This is a genomic window from Gallionella capsiferriformans ES-2 (assembly GCF_000145255.1).
GTDB lineage: Bacteria > Pseudomonadota > Gammaproteobacteria > Burkholderiales > Gallionellaceae > Gallionella > Gallionella capsiferriformans.
The window spans coordinates 1,424,304-1,440,584 of the sequence record NC_014394.1; the positions used below are offsets into that span (position 1 = coordinate 1,424,304).

The following is a 16,281-nucleotide window of genomic DNA, read 5'->3' on the forward strand; positions in this document are numbered from 1 at the left end:
ACGGTGACGGTAAGTAAAAAACTTTGGTTAATGAACGGATTAGCCATATTGGCTTTGCTATTGGTGGCAATGGTAGCACTGCTTTCAGAGCGAAATACGCTCACCGATGATCGACAACGTGCCACACGTTACGCAGTTGAAACGGCCTGGGGAATGGTCGAGACGCTGGGGAAGTCGGCTGCATCGGGTGAAATTTCAATCGAGCAGGCACAAAGTCGCGCCATCGCCCAGCTAAAGGCGATGCGTTATGACGGGAAAGAATATTTCTGGGTCAACGACATGCAACCGCGCATGGTGATGCATCCGACTAAACCCGAACTCGATGGTAAAGATTTATCTGCGTCCAAGGATCCGAACGGAAAATTTTTATTCCTGGACATGATTTCGGTGGTCAAGAAGGATGGGGCGGGTTTTGTCAATTACGAGTGGCCGCGTCCCGGCAGCGAAAAACCTGTCCCCAAGATTTCTTATGTCAAAGGCTATCAGCCCTGGAACTGGGTGATCGGTTCCGGCGTATATGTGGATGACATTGATGCGGCCGTGACTACGCATGCATGGCAACTGGCGCTGATCGTGTTTTTGATTGGCGGCGCGATGACCGCTGCATCAAGCCTGATGGCGCGCAATATCACGCGGCGTATTTCGATTGCGGCAGCGCTGGCCAACGAAGTCTCTCATGGCCGTTACGACAATAGCATCATTGCGGACGGCAAAGATGAAATTACGGACTTGTTGCGCTCGCTCAGTACCATGCAAATTAAGTTGCTCGAGCGCTTTGAAGCCGAGCAGCGCAGTGCGCATGAGATGTCGCGACTCAAGTGTGCGCTTGACAATGTCAGCATGTGTGTACGCGTGGCGGACAACGACGGCAAGGTGATTTATATCAACAACGCACTCAATGACACGCTGCATCGTTATGAAGAGGCGTTCCAGCAGGAAAACTCATCGTTTATCGCCGACAAGGTATTAGGCGGCAGCATCGGCGTGTTTTACGCTGACCCGCAAGCTGCGATCGAGCGTTTGCGAAATCTCAGATCCACCGTCCATACACGTCTGAAGCTGGGCGGACGGCAGTATGATGTGGTGACAACGCCGGTTGTATCCTCCGATGGAGAACGTCTGGGTACGGTGGGACAGTGGCTGGATCTGACCGATCAGATCAAAGCCGAAGTGGAAGTCTCCGCTATCGTCGAGGCAGCAGCTAAAGGCGACTTCTCAGGTCGTATTACTGTCGAAGGAAAGGTGGGTTTCTTTTTGCAACTGGCTGAATCCATCAATGGACTGATGCAAACCAGTGAAGTCGGTTTGAATGAGGTGGTGCGCGTGTTGGGGGCATTAGCGCAGTACGATCTGAATGAAACCATAGACGGAGATTATCAGGGTACTTTTGCTCAGCTTAAGGACGATTCTAATGCCACAGTCGGTCAATTAACCGAAATTATAAGTCGTATCAAGGAAGCCGCTGAAACGATCAACGTGGCGGCAGGTGAAATTGCGGTTGGTAACACCGATTTGTCTCAGCGCACTGAAGAGCAGGCATCCAGTTTGCAGGAGACGGCTTCCAGTATGGAAGAGTTGACCTCGACCGTCAGGCAGAATGCCGCTAATGCGCGTCAGGCAAATCAGCTGGCAGTAGGTGCTTCAGCCATCGCTGTTCGCGGCGGTGAGGTGGTGGGGCAGGTCGTGCACACGATGAGTTCGATCAGTGAGAGTTCAAAGCGCATCGTCGATATTATCAGCGTGATCGATGGTATCGCCTTTCAGACCAATATTTTGGCCTTGAATGCCGCCGTGGAAGCCGCGCGTGCCGGTGAGCAGGGACGAGGTTTTGCGGTCGTCGCAACAGAGGTGCGCAATCTGGCTAAACGCAGCGCGGTCGCCGCCAAAGAAATTAAGGATTTGATCGGTGATTCGGTGCATAAGGTACAGGCGGGTACTGAGCTTGTCGATCAGGCAGGTAAAACGATGGAGGAAGTGCAGGGTGCCGTTAAACGGGTCACCGACATCATGGCAGAAATCAGTGCGGCCTCGGCCGAGCAGAGCACCGGGATTGATCAGGTTAATCTGGCGATCACGCAGATGGATAATATGACGCAGCAAAATGCCGCGCTGGTAGAACAGGCCGCGGCCGCTGCAGAATCCATGGAGGAACAGGCCGAGCAACTGACGGTCATGATGGCAACCTTTAAACTGGGCAATCCGAAAAAGTCCTTAGTGACTTCTGCGCCGCGTCTGGTAAGTCCGTCAGCCTTCTCTTTTGGTGATGGAATCAACGCGCACATCAAGTGGAAAACCCGATTGGTCGATTACATCAAGGGGAACAGTCAGGAAGAACTGGAGGTTGCCAAGGTATCCTGTGACGATAAATGTGATTTGGGTAAATGGCTGTATGGACCGGCGACCTCCTATGCGCAGATGCAGGAATACAGGGATCTCAAGCATTCGCACGCCGAATTTCATCGCAGTGTCGGCGTAATTGTGCAGTGTGTGCACGACAAACAACTGGATGAAGCGACTAAGAAACTGGGCGGTGAGTTCTTCCAGTTATCTAACCAGACTATCCGCTCTATTAAGGCATTGCAGGCCAGGGTGACGGGCACCAATGCACCAAAGCTGCTTAAATAAACTGAATTTCAGTCACCAGAAAACCCCGGGCATGCCCGGGGTTTTTTTACGGCGGCGCACTTAGCTCGCACGGAGAAAAAAGGCTAGATTATTAACGCCTGTTTAATATTCGTATTGTGACAGTGAGGGATTATTGGTAGTCTTCCGCCCTATGAAATGAGCGCTTTTTCTTTCGGAGAAAAGGGAGCGCTTAACTATCCCGTTAAGAAGGCAAGAACACAGTGAAAATCCAGCATATGTTAGAAAAAGTGCAACGCAATCTCGTGCTATGGGTCATCGTTTTGCTGCTGTGTTGGGTAATGCTGGCATGGGTGATGGCGGCACGGAATTTTGACGGTGAGCTTTTTGAGCTTGTAGAGAGAGAGCAGCACAGTGCAGAAACCACGTCGACCGATGTTGCAGACAGCATTAAACGCAGTTTGCATTTTGTCGCAGGGATACCGGATACTTTTCAAAATGCCATGCGTGCCAGAAAAGCGCTGGGAGAATTTCCCCCTGATGTTCAGCCGACAACGCTGAGTAAAACCGATGCGGTAAAAAAATGGACCGCTAATCCCGTGCTGGAGGATATAAATAAATATTTTGAATTAACCCAGCGTTCGCTCGGGGTTGATCTGGTTTTTCTGGTCAATGCCGCAGGTGACTGCATTTCGGCGAGTAACTGGGGCCAGCCTGGCGTCAGCATCGGTACCAACTTTTCTGACCGTCAGTGGTTTCAGGATGCGAAAACCTGGTTTCGCGGCATGCAATATGCTGTGGGTAAAACTACGCATGTTCCCGGACTCTATTTTTCCACGCCTATCGTGCTCGACGGTAAGTTTCAGGGGGCGGTAGTGGCCAAGATTGATCTGCCTACGCTGGGGTTTTTAACGCAACGGGCGGATGCCTATATCGTCGATAGCAACGGCGTTATCATCATGGCACATGATCCTGAAATGGTCATGTTGACGATTCCGGATGCCACGGTAAATAAATTGAGCCGTCAGGACAAGCAGCAACTCTATCAGCGTACGGAATTTGCGTCACTAAAAATTGAGTCTTGGAAAGGTTCTGACCGGTTAAAACGCATCAATGGTGAAAATTTCCCACATGTGCTAGCAGCAACCTCACTGCCCGAATACGGGATGACTGTCTATGCGGAAAGTGATTTGCCGGGCATTGCGGTGCTGGAGCGAGATCGGCGTAACATGTTCTTTCTGATCAGTTTGTTAGGCTGTACGCTGATTTTGATCGGTGGCGGTTTGATTTATTATTTTCGATCGGTGCGCGATGCAAAGCATACCGTGGAGGAGAGTGAGTCCCGCCTGCGTTTGTTGTTAGAGTCCGTGAATGGCGGAATATGGGGGCAATCGCTCAATGGCGGTATTTGCACCTTTATCAATGCTGCTGGAGCGAAAATGCTGGGTTATCAGCCGGATGAGTTATTAGGCCAATCGCTGCACAGCCTTGTGCACCATACTTATCCGGATGGTGCACATTATGAGGCAGAGATATGTCCGATGCATGCAACGTCCCTCGACGGAATACCTCGTAAGATCAATAACGAAGTATTGTGGCGTCGCGATGGTACGAGTATAGCTGTCGAGTATTCAACACATCCGATGTATCGGGATGGCCGCATTGAAGGTACTGTGGTGGTGTTTGAAGATATCACCGAGCGTCAGCGCATGGAACGGCAGATGCAAGAAAGGGATGCCGTTTATAGCGCTGCCATTAAAACATCGGTCGATGGATTTTGGACGGTAGATCTGGAGGGCTATCTTCTTGAAGTCAATGATGCCTATGTGCAAGCATCAGGCTATACGCGGGATGAGTTGCTAAGTATGCGAGTCAGTCAGCTTGAAGTAATCGATTCGGAGGCCGATGTAGAGACGCGCATCGAGAAAATAAGGCGTGAGGGAAGTGATGAATTCGAGTCGCGCCACCGCACCAAAGCGGGGCGAATCTGGGATGTATCGGTTGCCGTCTCCTACGCGCCGATTGCGGGCGGACGTCTGTTCTGTTTTGTGAAAGACATCACCGAGCGTAAACAGCAGGCAAAATTACTTGAGGCCGCGCGTGAGAAGGCAGAGTCGGCTAATCGTGCCAAAAGTGATTTTCTGGCCAATATGTCTCACGAAATCCGCACACCGATGAATGCGGTGATCGGATTTTCGGAACTTGCGCTTGATGACCCTAATCCGGTATCACAGCGCGCGCATTTGCAACAGATCATTGAGTCTTCGCGCTCCTTGCTCGGCATACTCAACGATATCCTCGATTTCTCCAAGATTGAATCACGGCAGATGACGCTGGAGATGGAGGTGCTCAATCTCGATGAGTTGCTAGGCCAGGTGCGCCGTATGTTTGTCATGCAGGCTAAGGAAAGGACGCTGGATCTTGTTGTGGCAAGAGAGGCTGGGGTGCCGAATATACTGACAGGAGACCCGCTGCGTCTGAGACAGATTTTGACTAATCTGCTGGGGAATGCGATTAAATTCACTAACCAGGGGGCAGTCAGTCTTAATGTGCGGGCAATTCAGACGAATAGCGAGAATGTCACACTCGATTTTTGCGTTAAAGACAGTGGTATTGGCATGAGTGCAGCGCAGTTGGCAAGTCTGTTTCAGCCCTTTGTGCAGGCGGATAATTCAATCACACGCCGTTTTGGCGGAACGGGGTTGGGATTGACGATCAGCCGGAATCTGGCGCGATTGATGGATGGTGATATCCGGGTTGACAGCGTAGCGGGTACAGGCAGTGAGTTTCATTTTGAGGTGACGCTGCCAATAGCTAATGCAATGCAGTTGGCATCGCATGTCAAGGATGTACCACCTGTGCAGGATATGACGCAGGCGTTATACGGTAAGCGAGCGCTCCTGGTGGAAGACAACAAGGTGAACCAGTTGCTCGCGACCCACGTCATTAAAAAGCTCGGGATGCTGCTCGATATTGCCAATCACGGTGTAGAGGCCATTGAGTGTGTTGAGCATCAGCAGTACGACGTGGTGCTGATGGATATCCAGATGCCTGTGATGGATGGCTTGGAGGCAACCCGCTTGATTCGTCAGGATAGCCGCTTTGCCAGTCTGCCGATTGTAGCGATGAGCGCCGGCGTTACGCTGGATGAGCAGGAGAAGTGTTCGGAAGTCGGAATGACTGATTTTATCGGTAAGCCGATCGATTCGGAACTGCTGACTCAAATGCTCATTAAGCTGTGTGTCGATGTGGATAAGGAGTCATTGCGGCCGGATAGCCCTGTTTTATCCAATTCAGGCGTGTTGCACATAGAGGGCTTTGATGACGAGCGACTCGCCGAGGTCGTTGCCTTGCTGGGCGATCACGATTTGCTGTTCGAATTGATTGCCTCCATGCGTCTGGAGTTCGCGGAAATCGTCGAGCAGGTCACACGGTTGATCGATTCAAATCAAATGGAGGAGGCGAAAAGTAAATTACACGCGCTCAAAGGCGTGGCCGGTAATCTCGGCGCTGACCGGATTTGTGCGGTGATAGCCACATTAGAGGCTAAGCTCAATGCAGGTCAATCACCCTCTGAAGCGTTAGAAGATTTTGTTCAGGTTTGGAATCTGTTTATGAACACCTAGGCTAAAAGCGTAATGCGCCGCGCACTTTGTTAGTTAGGTTATCTGTCAGACAGTCGATTTGTACATTTTCCGGCATGGAGCGCAGCCAGGTTAACTGGCGTTTGGCGAGCTGGCGTGTGGCGATGATGCCGGTCTCGACAAACTGTGCTTGAGTGATTTCCCCTTCACTATACTGCCAGGCCTGCCGGTAGCCGACGCAGCGCATCGATGGCAGTTCGGGATCTAATGCGTATTTCTTTCGCAAATCCTGCAACTCTGTTAGCAATCCCTGTTCGATCATCTGATGAAAACGCGTTTCGATGCGCTGATGCAGCACGCTGCGATCTGATGGAACGAGCGCGATCGAGGTGATCTGGTAGGGTAACGCGGCGTTTTCGGTTTGAAGCTTGAAGAGCGCAGACATCGCGGTTCCTGTGATCCGGTAAATCTCCATCGCACGCTGGATGCGCTGGGTGTCGTTGGGCGAGAGGCGCGCCGCTGTCTCGGGATCGACGATGGCCAGTTGTTGATGCAGGTGGCTAATGCCGTGTTGGGCAATCACCGCGTCAAGTTCAGCTCGCACCGAAGGGTTCGCGACCGGTAATGCACTCAGCCCCTCGCGCAAGGCTTTGAAATACAGCATGGTGCCGCCAACGAGCAGCGGAATTTTCCCGCGCGCGGTGATGTCCGCCATCAGGGCCAGTGCAGCTAGCCTGAAGGCCGCGGCGGAATACGCTTCTGTCGGATCGATCACATTGATCAGGTGATGAGGGGCCAGAGCAAGTGTTGCTGCATCGGGTTTAGCCGTGCCTATATCCATGTCGCGATACACCAGCGCGGAATCCACGCTGATGAGCTCAACCGGCAGCGTCTGTGCCAGTTCAACCGCGACGCCGGTCTTGCCGCTGGCGGTCGGGCCCATTAAAAACAGGGCGGGTGGCAGATGCGAGGATTCTGGATCGAGGATTGTGGATTGGGTCATGTCAGTTCCTTGTCGCGTGCATCCGTGATGAAGAGCGCCGCGCTCACGCTGATGGCGGCAGCCACTGAAATATAGCCGCCCACCCAGGTGAGCCCCCCTGCCAGCACCAATTGCTGTGCGATATAGGGGGCAAGCGATGCGCCTAGAATGCCGCCCAGATTGTAGGCCGCACCCGCGCCGGTATAGCGCACTCGGGTCGGAAAGAGCTCCGGCAGCAGGGCGCCCATAGGCGCGAAGGTGGCCCCCATCAAAAATAATTCCAGACACAGAAAGCCTGTAATTTGAAAAAGTGAGCCGCTCTCGAGTGCGGGGGCGAGTAGAAATCCTGACAGTAGGGCCGCTAAGCCTGCCGTGATGAGGACAGGACGGCGGCCGAACCGGTCCCCTAACCATGCCGAGAGCGGTGTAGCGGCCGCCATAAATAGCACGGCGACGCACAGCATCAGCAAAAATTGCGGTCGGGGAATGCCAAGCGTCGTTGTGCCGTAACTCAAGCTAAACACCGTCGAGATATAAAACAAGGCATAGCACACCACCATCACTAGCGCGCCCAGTACCAGTGGCTTTGCATGATGACGGAACAATTCGGCGGCCGGTAGTTTGACGGCCTGTTGGGCGCTTTGCGCGAACACGGGTGTTTCGGTCAGCTTGAGCCGCACGTAAAGACCGATGATCACCAGGATTGCGCTGGCGAGAAACGGGATGCGCCATCCCCACTCGCGAAACTGTGCGTCATCTAGCAGTTGTGAGAGCAGCAAAAAACTGCCGACTGCCAGCAAAAAACCGACCGGCGGCCCAAGTTGCGGGAACATGCCAAACCAGCCGCGTCGTCCCTTAGGCGCATGTTCAGCAGCCAGCAGTGCGGCACCGCCCCATTCGCCTCCCAATCCGATTCCCTGACCAAAGCGCAACAGGCAGAGCAGGGCGGGCGCGCTCCAACCAATCAGCGCGTAGCCTGGCAGAAAACCGATCAGCGTGGTGCAACTGCCCATGACCAGCAAGGAGGCGGCTAGCGTGGTTTTTCTGCCGATTTTGTCGCCAAAATGGCCGAATAACAGCGCGCCGATGGGGCGTGCGACAAAGGCGATACCGAAGGTTAAAAATGCATTCAGAGCTTGCGTGGCAGGATCGCTGGCAGGGAAAAACACAGGACCTATCACCATCGCCACAGCCAGACCGTAGATGTAAAAGTCGTAGAATTCAATTGCGGTGCCGATGAAACTGGCAAAGGCGATACGCAAGATGGAAGGATAAGTAGTCGTCATTAAGTTGTACGTGATGAGTTGTCGTGCTTGCAGGTTTGTATCATTACTGTCCGCGCATAAACATCTTGTCGAGTTCGTTCATCGTCAGCGCAAACCAGGTCGGGCGACCGTGGTTGCACTGGCCTGACCGTTCGGTCTGTTCCATTTCGCGCAGCAGCGCGTTCATCTCAGGTACGCTCAAAATCCGGTTGGCACGCACCGCACCATGGCAGGCTAAGCTTGCCAGCAGCTCATTGCGGCGCTCAGTGAGCATCCTGCTGCCACCGTATTTGCGCAGCTCGTTCAAGATGTCGCGCGCAGCCGCTTCCGCTTCCGCCTGTTTGAGCAGCACCGGCATGGCACGGATCGCAATCTGGGTGGGCGAGAGCGGTTTAATGTCAAATCCCAGCTTATGCAGTGCGTCCTGCTCGGCTTCTACCGTTGCGACATCGTGCGCATCGGTTTGAAAACACACCGGAATCAGCAAAGGCTGCGTGGCGATGGCTTCATGATCCATAGAAGCCTTGAGCTTTTCATAAACGATACGCTCGTGAGCTGCGTGCATGTCCACGACGATCAGCCCCTGCTCATTTTGCGCGAGGATATACACGCCGGACAACTGGGCTAAGGCAAAACCTAAAGGATGGTCAGTGGAGAGTGGATAGTGGGAAGTCGTTGGTGATTGGATAGCGGGCAGTGAGGAGCTCTCAGCGGGAGCAGTTTGCCCGCTTTCCACTTTCCACTCACCACTTGCCGCTTCTCCACTCTTTACTCCCCACTTTCCACTCCCCGTTTGTGCTTCCCACACCTGATAGGTTGCATTGAGTTGCGCCGCAGCGAGCGGTATGCGTTGCTGAGTCGGAATGGGTGCCTGAATTGCCCTCTCCTGGGTCGCAGCGCCCGACAGGGCAGGGGCGGCGAGTGCCTGTTGCAGGGTATGGAAAATGAACTGGTGTATGCCTTGCCCCTCGCGAAAGCGCACCTCAGACTTAGCAGGATGCACGTTTACGTCCACTTGCTCCGCCGGTAGCTCAAGAAACAAGACAAAGGCGGGGTGCCGCTGGTGGTGCAGGATGTCCTGATAAGCCTGACGTAGCGCGTGACTGGCCACTTTGTCGCGCACGAAGCGGCCGTTAACGAAAAAGTATTGTGCATCGCGATTGCCGCGCGAATAGGCGGGCAGGGCGGCAAGTCCATGCAAGGTCAGGTTGGCCGCGCTGCCCGATACGGGAACGGCCGCATTGCCGAATTCAGCACCGAGCAGCGCTGCAACGCGCTTTAATGCGGCATTTTGCATCCAACCGCCATCGTCTTCGCCCCTCAATCCTCGATCCTCAATCCTCAATCCTGGATTGAGTTGCCAGACGGTACGGCCGTTGTGTTGCAGCGAAAATCCGACATCGGGACGCGAGAGCGCGATGCGCTTGAAGGCTTCTTCGCAGTGGGCGAATTCGGTCGCCTCGGATTTTAAAAATTTACGGCGCGCGGGGGTGTTGAAATACAACTCGCGCAACTCGATCGTGGTGCCCGGCGGATGGCTTGCAGGCGCGGCCTCGCTGATACGTCCATCGATTGCCTCAACCATCCAGCCGTGAGTGTCATGTGCAGTGCGGCTCGATAAGGTGAGCTGTGCCACAGCGGCCATACTGGCCAGCGCCTCACCGCGAAAGCCCATGCTTTCAACGCTTTGCAGATCGTCCAGTGACGCGATTTTGCTCGTGGCATGGCGCATGAGTGCGAGCGCGAGTTCATCGCGCACGATGCCGCGCCCGTTGTCGCGTATACGCAGCAGTTTGATGCCGCCATTATCCAGTTGGACCGTGATATCGGTGGCGCCTGCATCCAGACTGTTTTCCAGCAGTTCCTTGAGTGCGGCCGCCGGACGTTCGATCACCTCGCCTGCAGCGATCTGGTTGATCAGGAGTTCGGGCAATACGCGGATGTATGAAGGCATGAAAGATAGGCGCGGAAATTAATTCGACAGGATGAGATTATACGTGGGGTTTTATGTTCCGCGAGAATCGGTATAATCGCGGGCTTAATCACAAGTGCATAGATGCACGACTTACACCAGAGGAGAATCAGATGCGTATAGGCATTCCTGCGGAAACGCATGCAGGCGAGAAGCGCGTCGCGACAGTACCTGAGATCGTCGAGAAACTCATCAAGCAGGGTTTCAATGTCGCGGTCGAATCGGGTGCAGGTGACGGGGCGAATTTCAGCGATGAAGCTTACCGCACGGCGGGTGCTGAAATCGTGAATGATAAAGCTGCGCTGTGGGCAGAATCCGACATCGTATTCAAGGTAACGGTACCGACCAGTAGCGAAGTCAACCTGATGCGGGTAGGCATCACCCTGATCGGCTTTATCTGGCCTGCGCAAAATCCCGAACTGATGCAGCAACTGGCCGCCAAAAAGGCGACGGTGCTGGCCATCGACGCACTGCCGCGCCAACTCTCCCGCGCACAAAAGATGGACGCGCTGACCTCCCAGGCTGGGGTTGCCGGTTACCGGGCTGTTATCGAGGCCGCTAATGTATTCGGGCGCTTCTTTAACGGCCAGATCACGGCGGCCGGCAAAGTGCCGCCTGCTAAAGTCTTTATCGCCGGTGCTGGCGTCGCAGGCTTAGCGGCTATCGGCACGGCGGCAGGTTTAGGCGCTGTGGTGCGCGCCAATGATACCCGTGCAGAAGTGGCCGATCAGGTCAAATCGCTGGGCGGTGAATTCGTTAAAGTCGAGTATGAAGAAGAGGGCGGTGGCGGCGGTGGTTACGCCAAGGTAATGTCTGAAGGCTTCTTGCAGGCGCAACGCGAAATGTACGCCAAACAGGCGCGTGAAGTGGACATCATTATCACTACGGCCCTGATCCCGGGACGACCTGCGCCCATGCTGATCACCGCCGAGATGGTGAAGTCGATGCGCCCCGGCAGTGTCATCGTCGATATGGCGGCCGAGCGCGGTGGCAATTGTGAATTGACCGAAGCGGGAAAAGCCGTGGTGAAGCACGGCGTGACCATCGTAGGTTACACCGATCTTAACAGCCGTTTGGCACGCCAGTCCTCCACGCTGTATGCAACCAATCTGTTCCGTCTGACTGAGGAACTATGCAAGACTAAAGACGGCGTTATCAACGTCAACATGGAAGACGATGCCATTCGCGGCCTGACCGTCATCAAGGACGGCGAGATCACCTGGCCTGCACCCGCGATAAAAATGCCGCCACCTAAACCGGCCGTTGCTGCCAAACCTGCGCCTGCCGCGCACGGTAGTAGCGGTGCGCCGGCCTCGGCAGGAAAAACGGCTGCATTTTTTGCTGTCGCCGCATTGCTGTTTCTGCTCATCGGTGCTTACGCGCCTCCCGCATTCTTAGGCCACTTTACCGTATTCGTGCTCGCCTGTTTCGTAGGTTACATGGTGGTGTGGAACGTCACGCCCGCCCTGCATACGCCGTTGATGAGCGTGACTAACGCAATTTCCAGCATCATCGCAATCGGTGCGCTGGTGCAGGTTTCACCACCAATGATGTTGGATATGACTCGCCCGGATGACTGGATACGCGCGCTGGCGGTGGCGGGGATTGCACTCACGGCGGTCAATATGTTCGGCGGCTTTGCCGTTACCCGGCGCATGCTGGCGATGTTCCGCAAATAAGGATAAATTATGATGTCTGCAAGCTTGGCAACCGTTTCATATATTGGTGCGATCATTCTCTTCATCTTGAGTTTGGGCGGCCTGTCCAATCCGGAGTCATCAAGGCGCGGTAATCTCTACGGCATGATAGGCATGACCATCGCCGTGCTGGCTACCGTGTTTGGCCCGCGCGTCACCATGGCTGGCCTGCCATGGATTATCGGTGCAATGGTGGTGGGCGGGAGTATCGGCCTTTACGCTGCGCGCAAAGTCCAAATGACCCAGATGCCGGAACTCGTTGCATTGATGCACAGCATGGTCGGTCTTGCTGCCATGCTGGTGGGTTTTGCCAATTACATCGATCCGATGGCGGCCTTAAATCTGTCCGGTGCTGAAAAGGCCATCCACGAAGTCGAAGTGTATCTGGGTATTTTGATCGGTGCGGTGACCCTTGCCGGTTCTCTGATTGCGTTTGGTAAACTGTCCGGCAAGATCGGCGGCAAGCCGCTGCTGCTGCCGGGCCGTCACTTCATGAATCTGGCGGGACTGCTGGTTGTGATCGCGTTTGGCTGGCAATTCATGCATAGCGATTCGATCAGTTCAGGCATGACCGCTTTGACCGTGATGACCGTCATCTCGCTGCTGTTCGGCATTCACATGGTGATGGCCATCGGGGGCGCGGATATGCCGGTGGTGGTCTCTATGCTCAACAGTTACTCAGGCTGGGCGGCAGCGGCCACCGGCTTTATGTTGAACAACGACCTGCTGATCGTCGTGGGTGCCCTAGTGGGCTCGTCCGGTGCGATTCTGTCCTACATCATGTGTCGCGCGATGAACCGCAACTTCATCAGCGTGATCGCAGGGGGTTTCGGTGGCGGTAAACCTGTCAAAAAGGCGGAGGGGGATGCGCAACCTGCCGGCGAAGTGGTTTCCATCAGTGCAGTCGAGACGGCTGAATTACTCAAAGACGCCAAGAGTGTGATCATCGTGCCGGGATATGGCATGGCGGTGGCGCAGGCGCAGCATACGGTGAATGAGATTACCAAATTGCTGCGCGAAAAAGGCGTTAACGTGCGTTTCGGTATTCATCCCGTTGCCGGACGGATGCCGGGTCACATGAACGTGCTGCTGGCCGAGGCCCGTGTGCCTTACGACATCGTGATGGAAATGGACGAGCTCAATGCAGACTTCCCCGATACGGATGTGGCGATGGTGATCGGTGCCAACGACATCGTCAATCCGGCAGCACAGGACGATCCGACTAGTCCCATTGCCGGCATGCCGGTGCTGGAAGTCTGGCGTGCGAAGACCTCTATCGTGATGAAGCGCAGCATGGCGTCAGGCTATGCCGGCGTTGACAATCCTTTGTTCTACAAAGACAACAACCGCATGCTGTTTGGCGATGCAAAGAAAATGCTGGAAGAAGTACTCGCTGCTTTGAAAGCATAAGACCTGTCGCAGTGCTGTGGTACAAGCAGTCTTACCACGTCTTACGCGCAAAAAAACAGCCGTATCCTTAATCCGGAGCGGCTGTTTTGATTTTTTGTGTCAGTTGTTCACGTTCCTAAAATTTTTCTGATATCGGTTAAACATGACTACATCTACTCCGAAAACAATCTATCTGGCCGACTACACGCCGCCCGCGTTTTTGATCGACACGGTGGATGTCGATATCAATTTTCAGCCGGATTACGCCGAAGTTACCGCGCATCTGGCTGTGCGTCGCAATCCGGCCGTGGCCGCGGCATCGCTGGTACTCGACGGAGAGGAGCTGGAATTGCTGTCGGTCAGTATCGATGGCGTCGTGACCGATCGCTACACGCTGGGGGAAAATACCCTTGTATTGAGCCATGTGCCCGATGTGTTTCGTCTGAGCACTGTGGTGCGTATCCGCCCCGATCTCAATACGCGCCTGTCCGGCCTGTACCGTTCGGCGAACGGCTACTTTACCCAGTGCGAAGCCGAAGGGTTTCGCCGCATCAGCTGGTTTACCGATCGTCCTGACGTGATGTCCCGCTACAGCGTGACGCTGCATGCGGATCAGGCGTTGCTGCCTTGTCTGCTATCCAACGGCAATCCGGTCGCGAGCGGTGTCGAGGCTGCCGGGCGCCACTGGGCGAGCTGGCAGGATCCGCATCCCAAACCATGCTATTTGTTTGCTGTGGTCGCAGCTAAACTCGATGTATTGCGTGACAGCTACCGCACCACGTCGGGCCGTGAGGTGCAGTTAGGTATTTACGTTGAACCCGGCAGGCTCGATCAATGCGATCACGCGATGGCGGCACTGAAAAAATCGATGCATTGGGATGAACAGACCTATGGTCTGGAATGCGATCTGGATCACTATATGATCGTCGCGGTGGGCGACTTCAACATGGGGGCGATGGAAAACAAGGGCCTCAACATCTTCAATACCAAATATGTGCTGGCCCGCGCGGATATTGCCACTGATCTTGATTTTGAAAATATCGACCGCGTTGTCGCGCACGAGTATTTTCACAACTGGACCGGTAATCGCGTGACCTGTCGTGACTGGTTTCAACTCTCGCTGAAGGAAGGGTTGACGGTATTTCGCGATCAGGAATTCGGCGCCGATGTCCACAACCGGCAGGTTGCCCGCATACACGAAGTCAGGGGGCTGCGCGCCGGCCAGTTCCCTGAGGATGCAGGCCCGATGGCGCATCCGGTGCGCCCCGCGTCCTATATTGAAATCAATAACTTTTATACGGCGACCATCTATAACAAGGGCGCGGAAGTCGTGCGCATGATCCAGACGCTGATAGGTCGCGCGGCGTTCAGGCGCGGCATGGATCTGTATTTCGAACGTCACGACGGTCAGGCGGTGACCTGCGATGAATTTGTCGCTGCGATGGCCGATGCCTCAGGCCATGATCTGACACAATTTATGCGCTGGTATCAGCAATCCGGCACGCCGCATGTCAAGGCATCAGGCGTTTACGATCCGGCAGCCCAGCGCTATGTGCTCACACTTGCCCAGTCAGCCGGTGTATGCGGCAATTTGCTGATTCCCGTGACGGTTGCGCTGATCGGCCCTGACGGGCTGCCCTTGCCGTTTGAGGGGTCCATAGACTCTCAGTGTGTGTTGTCGCTGTCTGAATCGTCGCAACAATTTACCTTTGAAAACATAGCAGTTCCTCCCATCCCGTCGCTGTTGCGCGACTTTTCAGCGCCTGTCGTGCTTGAGTTCGATTACAGCGATGAGGCGTTAGCGCACCTGTTAGCGCATGACACCGATCCTTTTAACCGATGGGAAGCGGGGCAGCGTCTGGCAGGGCGCCTGATACTTCAGGCAACAGAAGCGATCAGTGCAGGTCTTGAACCTGTCTGGCCTGAGCGTTTAGTCGCCATTGTATCGGGCATGCTCGCCTGTTCTGATGAAACGGCCGCTTTTGCCGCCGAGATCTTGTCTTTGCCGGGCGAGGCGACACTGGCCGAGCAACTGGAGGTGGTCGATCCGGATGCGCTGCACGCGGCACGCAACAGTCTGCGCCGCTATTTGGCCTGTCAACTGGAGGCGGAGTTTCGCGCCTGTTACGAAAGACTTGCGCCACTGGGGGCTTATGCGCCCGACTCAACCTCTGCCGGCCGTCGTGCACTGCGCACGGTCTGTTTAGGATACTTGTGTGAAATTGATACGGTGTCATATCGCGCGGCCGCTTTGCAGCAGTTTGAACACGCGGATAACATGACCGATCAATTTGCCGCTTTAGCCGTGCTCGCGCAAGGATCGAGCGATGAATCTCGTCTTGCACTGGCGGAATTTTACCGGCGCTGGCACGATGAACCGCTGGTGGTCGACAAATGGCTGCAAGTGCAGGCCGCCAGCCGGTGTGCCGAGACGCTGGCGCGCGTTGAGGCGTTGACCCGTCATCCGGCCTTCGAGTTGCGCAATCCGAACAAGGTGTATGCGCTGCTGCGCGCTTTCGGCGGCAATCACGTGCGTTTTCATGCCGCAGACGGCAGCGGTTACCGTTTCCTGGCCGCGCAAATCTGCGCACTTGATGCAATCAATCCGCAGGTTGCCTCGCGACTTGCACGCTGTTTCGACCGCTGGCGTAAATTTGACGCCGCGCGTCAGGCTCATGCCCGTGCAGCGCTTAACATGATCCATGATCATGCGGGCCTGTCCCGCGATGTATTAGAGATTGTGGCGCGCGCACTGGGCTAAGTGATGCGCGTAGCCGGCGCAATAGGCTATCATGTCAGGTTGATTGAG

General features: G+C 54.8%; 8 protein-coding genes. 5 read left to right on the plus strand and 3 right to left on the minus strand.

Annotated features, from left to right (window positions below):
• Window positions 1-30: 30 nt before the first annotated feature.
• A complete protein-coding gene (locus GALF_RS16080) occupies window positions 31-2,625 on the plus strand; it encodes a methyl-accepting chemotaxis protein (RefSeq protein ID WP_013293279.1) in 2,595 nt (864 codons plus the stop codon).
• 221 nt (window positions 2,626-2,846) lie between these two features.
• Window positions 2,847-6,209 carry a PAS domain S-box protein gene (locus GALF_RS14920; protein ID WP_150102582.1) on the plus strand — a complete coding sequence of 1,121 codons (3,363 nt, stop codon included), beginning with the start codon at window positions 2,847-2,849 and terminating at the stop codon, window positions 6,207-6,209.
• 1 nt (window position 6,210) lies between these two features.
• Here the strand turns inward: GALF_RS14920 and miaA are convergent, their stop codons facing one another.
• Genes miaA through mutL form a run of 3 tightly spaced genes read right to left on the minus strand, consistent with a single transcriptional unit; the run spans window position 6,211 to window position 10,368 of the window.
• Complete coding sequence (miaA, locus tag GALF_RS06595; protein ID WP_013293281.1) at window positions 6,211-7,170, minus strand: tRNA (adenosine(37)-N6)-dimethylallyltransferase MiaA; 960 nt, start codon at window positions 7,168-7,170, stop codon at window positions 6,211-6,213.
• Window positions 7,167-8,435 carry an MFS transporter gene (locus tag GALF_RS06600; RefSeq protein ID WP_013293282.1) on the minus strand — a complete coding sequence of 423 codons (1,269 nt, stop codon included), beginning with the start codon at window positions 8,433-8,435 and terminating at the stop codon, window positions 7,167-7,169. Before GALF_RS06600 ends, miaA begins: the two co-directional genes overlap by 4 nt.
• 43 nt (window positions 8,436-8,478) lie before the next feature.
• Window positions 8,479-10,368 carry a DNA mismatch repair endonuclease MutL gene (gene mutL / locus GALF_RS06605; protein ID WP_013293283.1) on the minus strand — a complete coding sequence of 630 codons (1,890 nt, stop codon included), beginning with the start codon at window positions 10,366-10,368 and terminating at the stop codon, window positions 8,479-8,481.
• Between the two features lie 131 nt (window positions 10,369-10,499).
• Here mutL and GALF_RS06610 point away from each other — a divergent pair, with 131 nt between their 5' ends.
• From GALF_RS06610 to pepN, 3 genes are all read left to right on the plus strand, one after another.
• Entirely contained in the window at window positions 10,500-12,065 is a 1,566-nt protein-coding gene (locus GALF_RS06610) for a Re/Si-specific NAD(P)(+) transhydrogenase subunit alpha (protein ID WP_013293284.1), read from the plus strand.
• 12 nt (window positions 12,066-12,077) lie between these two features.
• Window positions 12,078-13,493, plus strand: coding sequence for a Re/Si-specific NAD(P)(+) transhydrogenase subunit beta (gene pntB / locus GALF_RS06615; protein WP_041938337.1), 1,416 nt, complete (start codon window positions 12,078-12,080; stop codon window positions 13,491-13,493).
• Between the two features lie 142 nt (window positions 13,494-13,635).
• Window positions 13,636-16,233 (plus strand): aminopeptidase N, encoded by a 2,598-nt coding sequence (pepN, locus tag GALF_RS06620; protein WP_013293286.1) that lies wholly within the window; start codon window positions 13,636-13,638, stop codon window positions 16,231-16,233.
• Window positions 16,234-16,281 lie beyond the last annotated feature (48 nt).